Source organism: Acidicapsa ligni (assembly GCF_025685655.1).
Classification (GTDB): Bacteria; Acidobacteriota; Terriglobia; order Terriglobales; family Acidobacteriaceae; genus Acidicapsa; species Acidicapsa ligni.
This window is the reverse complement of the sequence record NZ_JAGSYG010000005.1, coordinates 138,980-152,869: the sequence shown is the minus strand read 5'-3', so window position 1 is coordinate 152,869 and position 13,890 is coordinate 138,980. Positions and strand designations below refer to the sequence as shown.

The 13,890-nt window shown below is 54.6% G+C and carries 18 protein-coding genes; 7 read left to right on the top strand and 11 right to left on the bottom strand.

Annotated features, from left to right (window positions below; all coding sequences use genetic code 11):
- Positions 1 to 324: 324 nt before the first annotated feature.
- Complete coding sequence (locus tag OHL19_RS23150; RefSeq protein WP_396126799.1) at positions 325 to 522, top strand: ester cyclase; 198 nt, start codon at positions 325 to 327, stop codon at positions 520 to 522.
- An 83-nt stretch (positions 523 to 605) separates the two neighbouring features.
- Here the strand turns inward: OHL19_RS23150 and OHL19_RS17515 are convergent, their stop codons facing one another.
- The 4 genes from OHL19_RS17515 to ada all read right to left on the bottom strand — a co-directional run bounded on the left by OHL19_RS17515 (position 606) and on the right by ada (position 3,423).
- Positions 606 to 815: a hypothetical protein gene (locus OHL19_RS17515; protein WP_263359084.1), complete on the bottom strand. Its 210-nt coding sequence runs from the start codon at positions 813 to 815 to the stop codon at positions 606 to 608.
- Between the two features lie 97 nt (positions 816 to 912).
- Positions 913 to 1,566 carry a DNA oxidative demethylase AlkB gene (alkB, locus tag OHL19_RS17510; protein WP_263359083.1) on the bottom strand — a complete coding sequence of 218 codons (654 nt, stop codon included), beginning with the start codon at positions 1,564 to 1,566 and terminating at the stop codon, positions 913 to 915.
- Positions 1,567 to 1,573: 7 nt separating this feature from the next.
- On the bottom strand, positions 1,574 to 2,347 hold the full coding sequence (locus OHL19_RS17505; RefSeq protein WP_263359082.1) for a 2OG-Fe(II) oxygenase: 774 nt from the start codon (positions 2,345 to 2,347) through the stop codon (positions 1,574 to 1,576).
- Complete coding sequence (gene ada / locus OHL19_RS17500; protein WP_263359080.1) at positions 2,344 to 3,423, bottom strand: bifunctional DNA-binding transcriptional regulator/O6-methylguanine-DNA methyltransferase Ada; 1,080 nt, start codon at positions 3,421 to 3,423, stop codon at positions 2,344 to 2,346. The genes OHL19_RS17505 and ada overlap by 4 nt, the downstream gene beginning before the upstream one ends.
- A 106-nt stretch (positions 3,424 to 3,529) precedes the next feature.
- Here ada and OHL19_RS17495 point away from each other — a divergent pair, with 106 nt between their 5' ends.
- Complete coding sequence (locus OHL19_RS17495; protein ID WP_263359078.1) at positions 3,530 to 4,204, top strand: DNA-3-methyladenine glycosylase family protein; 675 nt, start codon at positions 3,530 to 3,532, stop codon at positions 4,202 to 4,204.
- Here the strand turns inward: OHL19_RS17495 and OHL19_RS17490 are convergent.
- Together OHL19_RS17490 and OHL19_RS17485 are read right to left on the bottom strand one after the other, a co-directional pair.
- The gene (locus OHL19_RS17490; protein ID WP_317890589.1) at positions 4,191 to 4,700 is read right to left on the bottom strand and encodes a methylated-DNA--[protein]-cysteine S-methyltransferase; all 510 of its coding nucleotides are present in this window, start codon (positions 4,698 to 4,700) and stop codon (positions 4,191 to 4,193) included. The genes OHL19_RS17495 and OHL19_RS17490 overlap by 14 nt on opposite strands.
- Positions 4,687 to 5,106 (bottom strand): very short patch repair endonuclease, encoded by a 420-nt coding sequence (locus tag OHL19_RS17485; protein WP_263359257.1) that lies wholly within the window; start codon positions 5,104 to 5,106, stop codon positions 4,687 to 4,689. Before OHL19_RS17485 ends, OHL19_RS17490 begins: the two co-directional genes overlap by 14 nt.
- A 327-nt stretch (positions 5,107 to 5,433) precedes the next feature.
- Here OHL19_RS17485 and OHL19_RS17480 point away from each other — a divergent pair, with 327 nt between their 5' ends.
- Complete coding sequence (locus tag OHL19_RS17480) at positions 5,434 to 5,883, top strand: ester cyclase (protein ID WP_263359077.1); 450 nt, start codon at positions 5,434 to 5,436, stop codon at positions 5,881 to 5,883.
- A gap of 168 nt (positions 5,884 to 6,051) precedes the next feature.
- Here the strand turns inward: OHL19_RS17480 and OHL19_RS17475 are convergent, their stop codons facing one another.
- Positions 6,052 to 6,690 carry a Rossmann-fold NAD(P)-binding domain-containing protein gene (locus OHL19_RS17475; RefSeq protein WP_263359076.1) on the bottom strand — a complete coding sequence of 213 codons (639 nt, stop codon included), beginning with the start codon at positions 6,688 to 6,690 and terminating at the stop codon, positions 6,052 to 6,054.
- A 14-nt stretch (positions 6,691 to 6,704) separates the two neighbouring features.
- Positions 6,705 to 7,505 carry an SDR family oxidoreductase gene (locus OHL19_RS17470; protein ID WP_263359075.1) on the bottom strand — a complete coding sequence of 267 codons (801 nt, stop codon included), beginning with the start codon at positions 7,503 to 7,505 and terminating at the stop codon, positions 6,705 to 6,707.
- Between the two features lie 113 nt (positions 7,506 to 7,618).
- On the opposite strand from OHL19_RS17470, the gene OHL19_RS17465 reads away from it, so the two are divergent.
- The gene (locus tag OHL19_RS17465; RefSeq protein WP_263359074.1) at positions 7,619 to 8,269 is read left to right on the top strand and encodes a TetR/AcrR family transcriptional regulator; all 651 of its coding nucleotides are present in this window, start codon (positions 7,619 to 7,621) and stop codon (positions 8,267 to 8,269) included.
- A 580-nt stretch (positions 8,270 to 8,849) separates the two neighbouring features.
- Here the strand turns inward: OHL19_RS17465 and OHL19_RS17460 are convergent.
- Both OHL19_RS17460 and OHL19_RS17455 read right to left on the bottom strand, forming a co-directional pair.
- Positions 8,850 to 9,227 carry a VOC family protein gene (locus OHL19_RS17460; RefSeq protein ID WP_263359073.1) on the bottom strand — a complete coding sequence of 126 codons (378 nt, stop codon included), beginning with the start codon at positions 9,225 to 9,227 and terminating at the stop codon, positions 8,850 to 8,852.
- Positions 9,228 to 9,238: 11 nt separating this feature from the next.
- A complete protein-coding gene (locus OHL19_RS17455; RefSeq protein ID WP_263359071.1) occupies positions 9,239 to 9,847 on the bottom strand; it encodes an FMN-dependent NADH-azoreductase in 609 nt (202 codons plus the stop codon).
- Between the two features lie 114 nt (positions 9,848 to 9,961).
- Here OHL19_RS17455 and OHL19_RS17450 point away from each other — a divergent pair, with 114 nt between their 5' ends.
- From OHL19_RS17450 to OHL19_RS17440, 3 genes are all read left to right on the top strand, one after another.
- On the top strand, positions 9,962 to 10,357 hold the full coding sequence (locus tag OHL19_RS17450) for a winged helix-turn-helix transcriptional regulator (RefSeq protein WP_263359070.1): 396 nt from the start codon (positions 9,962 to 9,964) through the stop codon (positions 10,355 to 10,357).
- Positions 10,358 to 10,697: 340 nt separating this feature from the next.
- A complete protein-coding gene (locus OHL19_RS17445) occupies positions 10,698 to 11,762 on the top strand; it encodes a Dyp-type peroxidase (RefSeq protein WP_263359069.1) in 1,065 nt (354 codons plus the stop codon).
- Complete coding sequence (locus OHL19_RS17440; protein ID WP_263359068.1) at positions 11,755 to 12,570, top strand: family 1 encapsulin nanocompartment shell protein; 816 nt, start codon at positions 11,755 to 11,757, stop codon at positions 12,568 to 12,570. Before OHL19_RS17445 ends, OHL19_RS17440 begins: the two co-directional genes overlap by 8 nt.
- A gap of 161 nt (positions 12,571 to 12,731) precedes the next feature.
- Here the strand turns inward: OHL19_RS17440 and OHL19_RS17435 are convergent, their stop codons facing one another.
- Positions 12,732 to 13,553 (bottom strand): alpha/beta fold hydrolase, encoded by an 822-nt coding sequence (locus OHL19_RS17435; protein ID WP_263359066.1) that lies wholly within the window; start codon positions 13,551 to 13,553, stop codon positions 12,732 to 12,734.
- Between the last annotated feature and the right edge of the window lie 337 nt (positions 13,554 to 13,890).

The window sequence follows — 13,890 nt, the reverse complement described above, 5'->3', positions numbered from 1 at the left end:
GGCTCTCTCTCGATACGCTGAGGCAAGCAAAGATCTACAATCGAAAAACAAGATCGTGGTGGGACGGTGGTTCACGGACTTTTGGGGCAGGATCTTTGACCCGGCCGCCGTCGATGAGCTGCTTCTCCAGAAATGTTCTTGCGGTATTCGTTGCATAGACCTCGCCGTGGTCGAGAGGATATCAAGATGTTCATGCGCAGTTTTCGCGATGCATTTCCTGATCTGTACTTTTGGGGAACAGCACCCTTGCTGGCCGACCGAGACTATGTGATTGGACAGTGAGAGGGCGGCGGCACGTATACAGGACCTGCCTTTAGTGATTTCCTGGCGGGCTCCCTGCCGGCAGCGTCCGGGAAGAAGATACATTTCACAGGTATCACCATACTGCGGCTTGATAGCGGCAAGATCGTCGAAGAGGTCGGACTCGATGATGGGGTAACCGCACTCCGGCAACTCGGTCTCCTATCCAACGCCCAAGTAGAAGACGAAACCGCGGAATCTATTTGTGCCAAATATTGCTAAGAGAGATTCGAGCCTAGTCGACGATCCAGCGGTTGCGAGGGATCTCGTAACGGAGATCACGCAGCCGCCAGATTCCGCTCCGGCTATTGGAGTCTCGTGACCTGGTGCGGGCCAAGCCAATAAATCTCACCAGACTTCAGATAGGGAATCTGCGAGTTCACGACGGGGAGGTCTTCAAGGATTCCGTACCCAACCCGCACAAGTTCGGCACACATGCCGAGGACGACGGCTCGATCCGATGGAATAGGCGAGATAGCTTGCTCATGCCTGCTGGGAGTGTTCATAGTTTTCATCGAAGACGTCACTGCATTGTGCTTGTTGATACGACAGGGCGTGCGTAGGTCTCGTCCAGGGTTTCGATAGACAAGATCGAGTTGAAGATCACGGGGCTCAGCCGGCATGCCGAAAGGTGAGATTGTAGCGAACTCGGCCGAGTCGCGGATGTTCGCCGTCCTTCAACGGCGCAATACCGTGATAGCGCAATCTGGCGGAACCTCCCCAAACAAGTACATCGCCATGTATGACATGGATGCGTTGTGTCTTGTCCCCGCGCTCCAAACCACCGAAGAGGAAGGTTGCGGACAGTCCCAGCGAGACAGAGACGATGGGCTGCGTAAAATCACGCTCATTCTTGTCCTGGTGCAACGACAATCTTGCACCGGGTTCATATCGATTTATCAGGCAGGCATCCGGGATGAAATTCGAGAAGCCTGCTTCTTCTGCGGCACTTACCGCAAGCTGCCGAAATGCCGTGGGCATAGCGGGCCAGGGCCGATTCGCTTCAGGGTCGATCCCGTCATATCGATAGCCGGTCCGGTCCGTTACCCACCCGAGCGAGCCACAGTTCGACATGGCAACTGACATGCGGAATCCACCCGGTGTCACCATATTGCGAAACGGCGACCGTTCGACGACGTCCTTGAGTGAAGAAAGCAACTCCTCCTCAGCATCAAGCGCAAAGCCAGCAAGGACAGCCGTGCCAGCACCGAGAATATCTTTCGATGGCGGTGCCGTTGGCTCCATTTCAAAAAGCGATGTGCTCATGGCTCCCCTAGTTGGCATCGTGAAAGATGATGCCCACGGTATGACGCTTCCCTGAACGCAAGCGGCTGACGCCGTGCCGGAGGTTGACGCGATAGGTGCCTCGCGTGCCCTGCACGGGCCGGTGGTGAACCGCGAAAGCCACGGCGTCTCCCTGGTGAAGCGGAACGACCTCGGGTCGCGATTGCATACGGGGACGTTGTTCCGTGAGCACGAATTCACCTCCGGTGAAATCGCGCTGCGGATCGGAAAGCAGGATGGCGACCTGAATCGGAAAGACGTGCTCTCCGTAGAGATCCTGATGCAGGCAGTTGTAATCGCCTGGACCATACTGCAAGAGCAACGGAGTGGGTCGCAGTTGTCCTGCATCGTGGCATCGCTGGATGAAATCGGCGTGGCTCTCTGGATAGCGCACCTCGATTCCCATTGCTTCGTTCCAGCGATTCGCGACGGGAGCGAGTTGAGGATAGAGCGCCGTGCGGAGACCATGAATGATAGGCGGGAGCGGGTAGCTGAAGTATTTATATTCGCCCCGTCCGAACCCGTGCCTTCCCATGACGACGCGACTGCGAAAGGAAGACTCCTCCGGATAGAGAGAAGCGATCGCCTTGCATTCGTCTGCGGAGAGGACGCTCGGCAGCACGGCGCTTCCTTGGTCATCGAGGTCTTTCCTGATCTGGCTCCAATCGAGCGCGTTGACTCTTATGACAGCTCCTTCGAACGGAATCGAGCCCGCGCTCGTTTCCTGGGCTATTTGAACTTCATCTGCGAATAGGGTGTTCAAGCCTGTGCCTCTCGATCTAACAGTGCTCGTTTGCGCTCCACACCCCAGCGATACCCGGAGAGCATTCCATCATTTCTGACGACGCGGTGGCACGGGATTGCGACGGCCAGCGTATTTGCTCCGCAGGCCTGCGCGACCGCCCGTACGGCCTTTGGCATACCGATGGCCTTCGCAACATCCGCATAGCTTGCGGTCGTACCGACAGGGATTTGCTGCAATGCCTTCCAAACCCTTTGCTGAAAGGCAGTACCGCGAATATCCAGGGGCAGGTCAAGTCCGACGCCCGGCCTTTCAATGAGCCCAATCACCTTGGCGACCAGATCCTCATAGCCGGTCTCGTCGCCGACCAGCTCTGCCTTGGGAAACTGGTCCTGAAGATCGCGTACCAGCAGGAGCGGATCATCCCCCATGAGGACAGCACAGACACCGCGCTCGCTCTTGGCCACCAGGATGGAGCCGAGGGAGCACTCCGCGATCGCGAAGTGAATCACGGTATTTGCGCCGCCGTCGCGGAAACTGGTTGGAGTCATCCCGAGAACTTCGTTTGCACTCTCGTAGAAACGACTGTTGGAGTTGAAACCAGCATCGTAGATCGCGTCTGTTACAGACTGACTCTTGCCAAGAGTCTTGCGGACACGCTTCGTTCTGTGAGCAGCGCCGTAGCCGCTCGGCGTGAGCCCAGTGATCGCCTTGAACGTGCGATGTAAATGAAAGACACTCATCCCTGCATACTTGGCTAGTTTTTCAAGAGAAGGAGTCTCCTCGGATCGCTCGATGAGTCGGCATACTTTTTCGATCCTGGCTGTGTTGGCTTCGGTCAGCGAGAGTCCAGCCGGCTTGCATCGTTTGCAGGCTCGGAAACCTGCTTTCTCTGCCTCTGCAGTTGTCCTAAAGAAGCGCACGTTCTCTGGGCGTGCGAGGCGAGCGGCACACGACGGACGGCAGTACACGCCCGTTGTCTTCACCGAATAGAAGAACTTCCCATCCGATTCCTTGTCCCTCGCTACAAGCAACAGCCAACGGGGATCGTTGGTTGTCTCGGTCGCGAGCTTCTCGATTTCCATCTGCCTGTTCATTGCAACTCCTTCAAATCTTACTTCTCAACCTTAGCGAGATGCCTCAGCGACGACACTCCGAATCTTGCTTTCAAATTCAAAGGGTAGGATCACGATTGGTGACCTCGTGACCAAGTCCCTTACACCCAACGAATTGAAGCTATCGACAGAACAACGACCATTCCGCGCGGCGACTCTTCATCTCGCTTCGATCGACGCGGACTGGAGGCAGCTCATTAAACAGGTCGGGCCGTGTACGCACCTGCCCAAGCCCGCTCGGGAGCCGTACGAAGCCTTGATACGTGCCATCGCATATCAGCAACTGCATGCCAAGGCGGGCGATGCCATCCTCACGAAATTCATGGCACTGTTCGGAGGAGCTAACTTTCCATCCCCAAACCAGATTCTGGCGGCGGATCTCGACTCGCTTCGGGCCTGCGGATTCTCCGGGAGGAAGATCGAGACGATTCGCGAGATTGCGTCGGGCTCCCTGAGCGGCTTGGTCCCGGATCGGAAAGACGCGGACAAGATGTCCGACGAGGACCTCATCTCAAGACTGGTGACTCTCAAAGGGATTGGTCGGTGGACCGTTGAAATGTTCCTGATTTACACCATGGAGCGGATGGACGTCCTACCCGCAGATGATTTTGGAGTGAGAGAGGGACATCGACGTTTGACGTCGCTACCGAAGGCGCTTTCGGCGAAGGAAATCGCAAGGGAAGGACAGCGGTGGAGCCCCTACCGAACCATTGCCGCGTGGTACCTCTGGCGTGTACCACGCGACGGTTCTACGAAAGGCTGAGCTGCTGCTGCGATGTCACGTTGGCTGCTTCTAATTCCAGCAGCCGACGTTTTCGTTCGAGGCCACCGGCATAGCCCGTGAGGCTTCCGTTGCTGCCGACAACGCGGTGGCACGGAATGATAATGCTGATTGGGTTCCTGCCGTTCGCAAGTCCCACGGCACGGATGGCGAGGCGGTTGCCCAGCAGGTCCGCAAGCTCTCCATAAGAGCGCGTCTCTCCATACGGGATGGTTTGCAGCAGCTTCCACACCGATTGCTGGAAGGTCGTTCCGCATAGCGCGATCCGCAAGTCGAAGTGAATACGCTTGCGCTCGAAATACTCACCGAGTTGCGAACGGACACTGTCGAAGCCCGACGTTACCCTCGATCCCAGCGAATCCGCCTTGGGCCCTCTAAGGTGATTCGGCATGTATAAGCCGCTCAGAACTCCATTCGTATTCACCAGCGTCAGGGTGCCCAACGGTGACTCCATCAGGAAATGCTCAATCATTGACATTGTGTCTTCCTCCTAGCGACGGGCTTGCAGCGCGAATGTTTCTTGCCACCACCTCCGCGATCTGCGTTGCCACACTCGGCGGTTCTTCGTGTGACCAGAATCTCAGGACAGTCCATCCTTCCTGACGGAGTCGTTCTGTCGTGTCCTCATCTCGGGTCTTGTTGCCTCGAATCTTCGTCGCCCAATAAGTCGCGTTTGTCTTGGGCTGTGCATGATGTTGCGGGCATCCATGCCAAAAGCAGCCGTCGACAAAGACCGCGACCCTCGCGTTTCGAAAGACCAAGTCAGCGGTCCTCCTGAGATCTCTTAGCGGACGCGCTGAAATTCGATAACGCATCCCTAACGCATGGACGGCCGATCTCACAGCGACCTCAGGTTTTGTGTCTCTGGACTTGTTTCCCTGCATCACACGACGTACGGCTGGGGTACTCGCCCATGAGCCCATAGGTAGCTGAGTTGGAACGACGGTGCCGTTGAGTGTCCTTGGTATGCCCCTGTTTAACATCGCTTCTCCTCCCGCTCGTGCTGCGAGCGTTCTCAGAAGGTAGCCGCTTCAATCCTTCATCTCACTCCGTTCTTTGCTCTCAAATTCAAATTTGCTTGAGCGGAGCCCAGCCTCGGATTCGAAAGCAAGATACGGAGTGTCTCTGCTCCGACATCGGAATAACTTTCGAGATGCAGAGGCGGACGCCATGCTGGCCTTCGCCAACATCCCTGCATATGGAGAACACTTATGTCGAAAGAACAAGAGAATAAAGCCATCGTAGGCCGTTGGTTCACCAGCTTCTGGGGACTCAAATGCGACCTCAGCATCGTTGACGAGCTCGCCGCACCGAACATGCTCTTGCAGTATTCGTTGCACGAGCCTCGCCGTGGCCATGCGGACATCAAGGCGTTCATGGCTGATTTCCGCGCCGCCTTCCCAGACCTCAGCTTCGGCGGAGCGGCAGACCTCATCGCAGAAGGCGACTATGTCGTTGGTCGCTGGGTCGGTGGCGGCACGCACAGCGGGGCCGCATTCTCCGACTTCCTGGTTGGGTCGTTGCCGGCTGCGACGGGTCGCAAGATGCACTTCACCGGAACGACGGTGTTGCGTCTTGAGAACGGCAAGATCGTCCAAGAGATTGGACTCGACGACGGCGTCACCGCACTCACGCAGCTAGGCCTAATTCGCACTGTCTAACAAATAGCGGCGGCCGTTGCCAAGACGGCGGCCGCTTATAAAATCAATCGCGCGTCAATTCCGAAGCGGTGAAACCACAAGTTCGTTCGGGCATGTCAGTTGTCGCAAAAATCGCCGATGTACTCATCGAGGACGGGTGATTACTTCAGATATGCCGCCTTATCGTTATCAATCGCGGACCAGGTTTTCGGCAAGACGGAAATGAACTCCAGGCTTGGCACCCATAGCAGCACTCAGGCATGCCGCAGCGATCGTGGGTGCGGGATTGATCTGAAGCTTCTTCGGAAGAATCGGCGCAAAGATGCTCATCAAACGCAAAGCGACGCTTTCCCCGAAGCGTGATTCATCCCGTTCGCCGCCGATCAGGCTGGGACGAACGATGGTGAGTGATCGGAATCCCACAAGCTCGAGGTCCCGCTCGACTTCGCCCTTAATTCTCGGATAGAAGATTGCAGAGCCGACATTGGCAACACTCGCCGAGACGAGGACAAACGTTCCCACACCATGCTCATATGCGGATCGAGCGAAGGTCAACGGCAACACGTAGTCCACCTCACGAAAGGCCTCTTTAGAACCCGCCTTGCCGATTGTTGTTCCCAAGGTACAGACGACACCATCGATTCCCTGAGTGATCTCTGCGGACAGCAGTGAGTCCAGATGGTCGGACACAGGATTTCTCAACTTTGGATGGGGTGCAAGGGGCCGGCGCGTTGGCGCAACCACGCCTATTACATCCGGATGCGCCAGAGCCTGCGCCAATACATTTTTCCCTACGAGCCCCGAGGCCCCCAACAGTAGCAGCTTCATCGTAGTGCCTCTTCCTACTTCACCATTGCTTTTACCAGCAAGCCCCGCCATGCTGCATCAGGTAATAGTCGATTTGCCCAAAACAGTGGACCGGGTTTGGCAAGGTAGCGCAACCGGCTGCTTGAGTCATTCGCTGCACTATAAATCACCTTCGCAACTTCTTCCGGCTTAGCCGCTTTCGCATTACTCTTCGCGAAGACACCGAGAAATTTGTTCATGCTCGCTCGATACGGTTCACTCGTTGCTGTCTGCATACTGCCCTTGCCGAATTCGGTATGGATGCTGCCGGGTTCGATCAGTTTGACGCGAATGTTGAACGGTTGCAGCTCATAGCGCATGGATTCGCTCAACCCCTCCACTGCAAATTTTGTTGCGACATATGAAGAGGCGTAGGGGAGAGCCAAACGGCCGACGATAGAAGAGATGTTCAGGATCAGACCTTCACCCGCCGCGCGCATGACCGGGACGATCTGCTGCGTGACTTCAACCAGACCAAAGAAGTTCGTCGCGAATTGCTGCCGAATTTGCCTGCTGTCGCTCGCTTCCAGTGGCCCGAACAAAGCATAACCTGCGTTGTTCAGCAAGACGTCAATCTTCTGGAAGCGAGTCAACGTATCGGCTATCGCTCGGGCAATGGACTCTGCATCTGTGACGTCCAGCGTCGACAGGCTGATCTGCGGATGTTGAAGCGCGGAATCGTCTTTACGCGGGTTACGCATAGTCGCGGCTACATTCCAGCCTCGCTCCGCGAAGTAAAGTGCAGTAGCGCGTCCGATGCCGCTGGATGCCCCCGTGATAAAAATCGTCTTTGCCATAGAACTCCTTATATTGCGTGGCCGTTACATCAACCGGACTAGGGTGAGCGCGGAATTATGCATTCCGTATAGTATAGATATACCGTACGGTATTCTGGTTGCAAATAGTTTTCATGCGCTATCCTAGAACCGTGACGAAAGTGATAAGGCAGAGATTGACGCGCCAGGAGAGCCGACTCGAAACGAGGAACAGGCTTCTGGAGTCCGCCGCTCAACTGTTCGCAAGGGACGGTTATGAGGGTGCGTCTGTCGACCTGATTGCAGAGAGCGCAGGCTACTCAAAGGGGGCGTTCTACTCCAACTTCGAAACTAAAGAAGCTATCTTCCTGGAGCTCCTCGACGCCCATAAGCGACGCGAAATCGATGCTTTGGCGCAACTTCTCGCGCGGGACATTCCTGCATCGGAGCTCATATCGATGATCCGCAACTCTGAAAACGGGCGCGCCTCTGATTTCGACTACGGTTTACTCTCTGCGGAATTTCAACTCCAGGCATGTCGCGACAAGACGTTTGCGAAAACCTATGCCAAGCTACACCGCACGCACGTTGACACGATGGCTGGACTGGTTACCATGCTGTTTGCCAAGCTTGATCGGAGTCCTCCCTCTTCACCGAAAGATCTTGCGGATATCATCATGGCGTTGACCACGGGCCTCTCTCTGCAAAGAACGAGTGTGCAGGGACTTTCTCGAAAGGGATTCGCCACAGAGGCGATACTTTTGGTCCTTGGTCTTGATCGTACGGAGGGAGATCGGCCCCGATAAACGCGCTCCACATCAGTTGGACATTGGAAGCGAAATCCGGGTTCCCGAAAAGCGATAAATAGCCAAAGCACTCATCGACTCAGATCCAGGCTGCGTGTTGGCTGCTTCCTGAATTCTTCGTTCTGAGCCAGAGGTCCTGTAAAGGTCCAATAAGGGGAAAAATGCGTGTGAAACGCCGTGTAGGATGCGGTCCGTACCACGTAGTTTCAATGAGTTGCGTTATATTGCCGTAATGGCATGGAAGAGGTCATCGGTTCGATCCCGATCAGGTCCACCAAATAACTCCTTAAAAATCAAGCTTATGTCGCAAGCGGAGCACTCCCGCTTCGTCGTGGTTTTGTGTCATCTCGTGTCATGCGCGTAGAAGGCCTGCGTGGTAGGCCGAATCTGACTGCTGACGACGGCTCTGGTTGAAGCCGACACTCTCGGTAATTCCCGATTCCGTATCCGATCTATCAAATCCATCAACGATCAACTCCAGATGGATGGAATTGATCGTCGATGGGCTGGGCTCTGTTCTTTCTGGGCGGATCTGGTTCAAATATCAGAAGGCGGCGATTTACAGGAGACTATGCGCCCGTTAGCTCTTGTGGACGGCCTCGAATGAATAGCCGTCGGGGTCGAGTACATCGGCTGCGTAGTATCCCGGATAGTATTCGACTCGCGCTCGCGGTGAGATATTGTCCCTGGCGCCGGCGGAGATTGCGGCGTTATAAAATTTATCGACCTGTTCCTTGCTTTCAGCCATGAATCCCCAGTGAATGGATACTGGATCAGGCTTACCTTGCTTGAGCCAGAAGAATGCTCTCTTGCCATCGCCAAACCCCCACAGATCAGGGTGGCCGTCTTTGCCCTCAAAGGGTAAGAAGAATTTGATCTTGAGAGGCTTCAGGGCGGCTTCATAGAACGCCAGGGAACGTTCAACATCGCTGACAGTCAGAATTATGTGGTCAAGCATTGTTATCTCCTTTAAATCACCAGGGCTTCAACAGCCTTTTCGCCATTAGGGACTGCATGGATCGCAAGCGGTGGTATGTTCATTCCCTCTGCCCGCACAGTTTGTACATCCTCGATTCCAATGAAGCCGAGGATCTGGCGGAGATATGGCTCCACCGTATCCCATGACTTCCAGGGGCCTTCACTAAAGACTCCGCCGGATGCAAGTATCAGGATTGCCTTTTTCTCTTTTGCCAACCCCTCTACCTTTGCGCCGATATAGTTGAAAGTTTTGCCGACGCGTACAACATGATCAATCCACGCCTTTAGAGAAGAGGGAATACCGAAATTCCACATCGGGCTGGCAATCACCAATAGATCCGACGATAGGAGCTCTTCTGTGAGTAGATCCGACAGATGCAGTGCGGCCTTCAGAGATTCTGCCTCCAGGGGGTCTTGCGTGGTCATCGCCTGCAGAGCCGGTTCGTCCAGATGGGGAAGTTTGTCATGCACAAGGTCGCGTTCGGCGATTCTCGCCTCTGGATATTGTGCCTCGAGCCGTGCTCTCACCTTGCCGGCTAGTTTGCGGCTCGCAGATTCCGAACCTCGAGGACTTGATTCGACAATCAGAATTCGCTTCATTGGGGCTCCCTTTAGATTTTTTCTTATGCTTACCTTTTGTTCGTTGATTCTATTAAGAGAGCTTATTATCAACAATAAGGCACTTTGACATTCGCTACGCACATGGATGTAAGCATGAAAAAGAGCAATAAAAAGCCACTCGACTCTGCCTATGTCTGCGGCCATGAAGACCCGGCTGCGGTTCGCGAGTTACTCACCAAAGTGGGAGATAAATGGAGCATTTTTTTAATCCTCACTTTGGCGAAACTGCCGGGTGAGCGCGCTCGATTCTCTGAGTTAGAGAGAGCGATCCCTGGCATCTCACAAAGGATGCTGACGCTGACGCTGCGAAACCTGGAGAGAGATGGGCTGCTCACAAGAGAGCTGTTTCCTGAGGTGCCTCTACGAGTGGAGTACGAGATGACCACACTCGGCCGAAGTCTGCTGCGACCGATGCAGGCTCTGGTGGATTGGGTTACAGAGAGTTGGCCGCAGGTAAAAACGGCACGAGGCGAATTCGATGCGAGATAAAGATTGGCGCTCGCCAGGCGAGCGCCAATCAGGTCAAATCCTCCGCAAACAGTCTGCCCAATCAACCCAAGGCTGGACAAGTGGTTCTTCAAGGAAAAATGACCGTAGTCTATTGTGATTTGCAGGTTGCGATTTGCCTGCTGTGATTTGCTATGGAGTTCTTAAAGCTTTTTAGCCTTCGTCATTATCCGGTCAAAGCCGGGATTTAAACTGGAGCAGGATTTAAACTAGCTACTGTCACTGGCTCACGATTGTTCCGGGGGACGGGCGATAGTTTGTTCGTATTTTGTGGATTGGCGTGCAGCAGGAACACAACAGATCGAGGGTAAGCCAGATAACGATGCCGAATCAAACCAATCAAGTTCCGCTCCCGCAGCCAGTGCTAGGTCCGCTTACGCGCGCTGCAATTTTTCTCGTCGTTACAATCAATCCGGAAGCTGAGAGCTATGACACTATCCGTTCGTTCTGCGGCGACCTCGCCGGACTGATCCGAGCGGTTGAGTTCCGTGATATCGACGCTGGGCTTACTTGCATCGCAGGTTTCGGGTCGGATGCCTGGGACCGGCTTTTTGGAAAACCTCGGCCAGCCGAATTACATCCTTTTCGAGAATTCAGAGCGGCAAACCGACATGCCGTCGCTACTCCCGGAGATGTGTTATTTCACATCCGCGCTGGACGAATGGACATCTGTTTTGAATTAGCCACGCAAATCATGGAGCGCATCGGATCCGCGGTTTCTGTAGCAGATGAGGTTCAGGGTTTTCGATATTTCGAAGATCGCGATCTTATCGGTTTCGTCGATGGCACGGAGAATCCAAGAGGCTCTGTCGCCCTTGAGGCCGCTCTCGTTGGCGAAGAGGATGCTCCCTTTGCAGGTGGCAGCTACGTCCTGGTGCAGAAATATCTTCACGACATGAAGGGATGGAATGCTCTTTCCACCGAAGCGCAGGAACGCATCATTGGACGCAAGAAGCTTTCGGATATAGAGCTGGATGATACGCAGAAACCTGCCTCGGCACATACTGCGCTGACCGTCATTGAAGAGAACGGCAAAGAGGTCAAGATCCTGCGGGACAACATGCCCTTTGGCCAACCTGGCCGCGGAGAATTCGGTACCTACTTCATCGGTTACAGTCGAACTCCACGCGTCACCGAGCTAATGCTCGAGAATATGTTTATTGGTCGTCCGCCGGGAAATTACGACCGTCTACTGGACTTTAGCAGGGCCGTGACAGGAGGTCTTTTCTTTGCGCCTTCAGAGACATTTCTTGAGGGTGCGGGTGAAGAACAGCCTGCTGCCGCGGCACTCGGCACCCCACCTGTCGTCGCCGATTCGCCTTCCACAACATCCGCTCACAAAACATCACTTGGAATAGGATCGCTCAGAGGAGAGCCAAATGAATAACCTCCATCGGGAGTTAGCACCAATCTCAGACGCAGCATGGGAGCAGATCGAGGAGGAAACAACTCGAACGCTCAAGCGCTATCTCGCAGGAAGACGCGTTGTGGATGTACCAACGCCCAGCGGAATCAATTCGCCGGCAGTTGCCACAGGCCACTTATTGTCGATTGCTGCACCAGAAGCAAATATCATCGCGAGGCAGCGCGAGGTAAAGTCTTTCGTGGAGTTGCGGGTTCCTTTTGAACTGACACGTGAGGCCATCGACGATGTCGAGCGAGGCTCGGATGACTCAGACTGGCAACCTGCAAAGGATGCGGCGAAGACGATCGCCTTCGCTGAAGACCGCGCCATCTTCAATGGCTATCGCGAGGCGAACATCCAGGGCATCCGAGAAGGTACCAGCAACCCGATCATGACTCTTCCCGCTGACGTGCGAGACTATCCGGACGCTGTTGCCCAGGCTTTGAGTCAACTGCGTCTTGTCGGCGTCAACGGCCCTTACTGCGTCTTGCTCGGCGCGAAAGAATATACGGAACTTGCCGAGACACGCGATCACGGATACCCGGTGTTGGAGCATGTCAACCGCATTGTCGACGGCAATATCGTCTGGGCTCCTGCTATCGAGGGCGCCTTTGTCCTGACTACTCGCGGGGGAGACTTTGAGCTCAACATCGGGCAGGATATATCCATCGGCTATCTCAGCCACACAGACTCGGTCGTCCGACTTTACCTTCAGGAAACATTCACGTCCCGCGTCCTGACGAGCGAAGCGTCGGTTGTGCTCTCGCCCTCTGCTAAGCCTTCGGTATAAAAATACTTCTGTTCCTCTATTCATTATGGGCGTCGCGAACCAATGCGACGCCCATAATCTTGTAAGCAATGAAATATATCAATTAAAAATGACAACGAAAAGAGGGTCGCAAATAGCGACCCTCTTTGGGGATATCAGACGTTCCAGCACTTTGAATCGTCTTAGCTTTTGAGGAATGTCAACAGGTGTTGATTGACGACATCGGCATGGGTTGTGCACAGGCCATGCGGAGCGCCCGGTATGACTTCCAGCCTTGCATTTTTGACGATCTTCACCGTGAGCCGACCGGAATCGTCAATCGGCACGATTTGATCCGCGTCACCCTGGATTACGAGCAGAGGCACTTCGATCTTCTTTAGATCTTCATTCTGATCGGTCTCAGAAAAGGCCTTGATGCAATCGTACGATCCAATGATCGAGGACTGCATTCCGAGGCGCCAGAATGCCTCGCGAACGCCCTCGGAAATCTTCGCATCCGGCTTGTTATAGCCGTAGAACGGGATGCTCAGATCCTTGTAGAACTGCGAACGATCCCCAGCCACACCGGCACGAATTCCGTCGAAAACGGACATCGGCAGACCGCCGGGATTGCTCTCGCTCTTCAACATGATCGGAGGCACCGCGGAGATCAGGACAGCCTTCTTGACGCGTGCGTTTCCGTGCCTGCCGATATAACGAGCGACCTCGCCGCCACCTGTGGAGTGGCCGACCATGGCGATCTCTTTCAGGTCGAGATGTTCGATGAGTTCGGCCAGATCATCGGCGTACTGGTCCATGTTGTCTTTGCCCCAGGTCTGGCCTGAGCGGCCATGACCACGGCGATCATGAGCGACGACGCGATAGCCCTGCATTCCGAGAAACAGCATCTGAGCATCCCAGGCATCAGAGCTAAGCGGCCAACCATGCGAGAAAGTCACGACAGGGCCGGTTCCCCAGTCCTTATAGAAGATGGATGTTCCATCTTTGGTTTCGAACATATTCATATCTTTTGCTCCTTGTTTCTTGCCACGCAAGGTTGACGGTTTCGCTGCTTTGGGTTGAAGTGCCAAAGCGGCCGTGGGTAAATTCATAGTAGCCACAATCGCTGCTCCGCCGATAAAGACTTGTCGGCGCGATATATCAGCGATCTCGCTACGGATCGGGTCCAATGTTTCAGCGGACTCCGTTTCTCGGATGTGATTATACTTGGACACCATTTATATTCTTCCTTTATCGAGAGAGGATAGATTAATCCATCCGTCATGTTGAGGAAGCGTTACCTGCGTCCTAAGATTCGCTGACAGTAGGAGTTGATCATCTTGACCCCGTTCGATAGTAGAG

Coding starts and splice junctions, on each gene's coding strand:
- OHL19_RS17515 (WP_263359084.1), bottom strand. CDS start 815: ATGAAAACTATGAACACTCCCAGCAGGCATGAGCAAGCTATCTCGCCT.
- alkB (WP_263359083.1), bottom strand. CDS start 1,566: ATGAGCACATCGCTTTTTGAAATGGAGCCAACGGCACCGCCATCGAAA.
- ada (WP_263359080.1), bottom strand. CDS start 3,423: ATGAACAGGCAGATGGAAATCGAGAAGCTCGCGACCGAGACAACCAAC.
- OHL19_RS17490 (WP_317890589.1), bottom strand. CDS start 4,700: ATGTCAATGATTGAGCATTTCCTGATGGAGTCACCGTTGGGCACCCTG.
- OHL19_RS17485 (WP_263359257.1), bottom strand. CDS start 5,106: ATGCAGGGAAACAAGTCCAGAGACACAAAACCTGAGGTCGCTGTGAGA.
- OHL19_RS17480 (WP_263359077.1), top strand. CDS start 5,434: ATGTCGAAAGAACAAGAGAATAAAGCCATCGTAGGCCGTTGGTTCACC.
- OHL19_RS17475 (WP_263359076.1), bottom strand. CDS start 6,690: ATGAAGCTGCTACTGTTGGGGGCCTCGGGGCTCGTAGGGAAAAATGTA.
- OHL19_RS17470 (WP_263359075.1), bottom strand. CDS start 7,505: ATGGCAAAGACGATTTTTATCACGGGGGCATCCAGCGGCATCGGACGC.
- OHL19_RS17465 (WP_263359074.1), top strand. CDS start 7,619: ATGCGCTATCCTAGAACCGTGACGAAAGTGATAAGGCAGAGATTGACG.
- OHL19_RS17460 (WP_263359073.1), bottom strand. CDS start 9,227: ATGCTTGACCACATAATTCTGACTGTCAGCGATGTTGAACGTTCCCTG.
- OHL19_RS17455 (WP_263359071.1), bottom strand. CDS start 9,847: ATGAAGCGAATTCTGATTGTCGAATCAAGTCCTCGAGGTTCGGAATCT.
- OHL19_RS17450 (WP_263359070.1), top strand. CDS start 9,962: ATGAAAAAGAGCAATAAAAAGCCACTCGACTCTGCCTATGTCTGCGGC.
- OHL19_RS17445 (WP_263359069.1), top strand. CDS start 10,698: ATGCCGAATCAAACCAATCAAGTTCCGCTCCCGCAGCCAGTGCTAGGT.
- OHL19_RS17440 (WP_263359068.1), top strand. CDS start 11,755: ATGAATAACCTCCATCGGGAGTTAGCACCAATCTCAGACGCAGCATGG.
- OHL19_RS17435 (WP_263359066.1), bottom strand. CDS start 13,553: ATGAATATGTTCGAAACCAAAGATGGAACATCCATCTTCTATAAGGAC.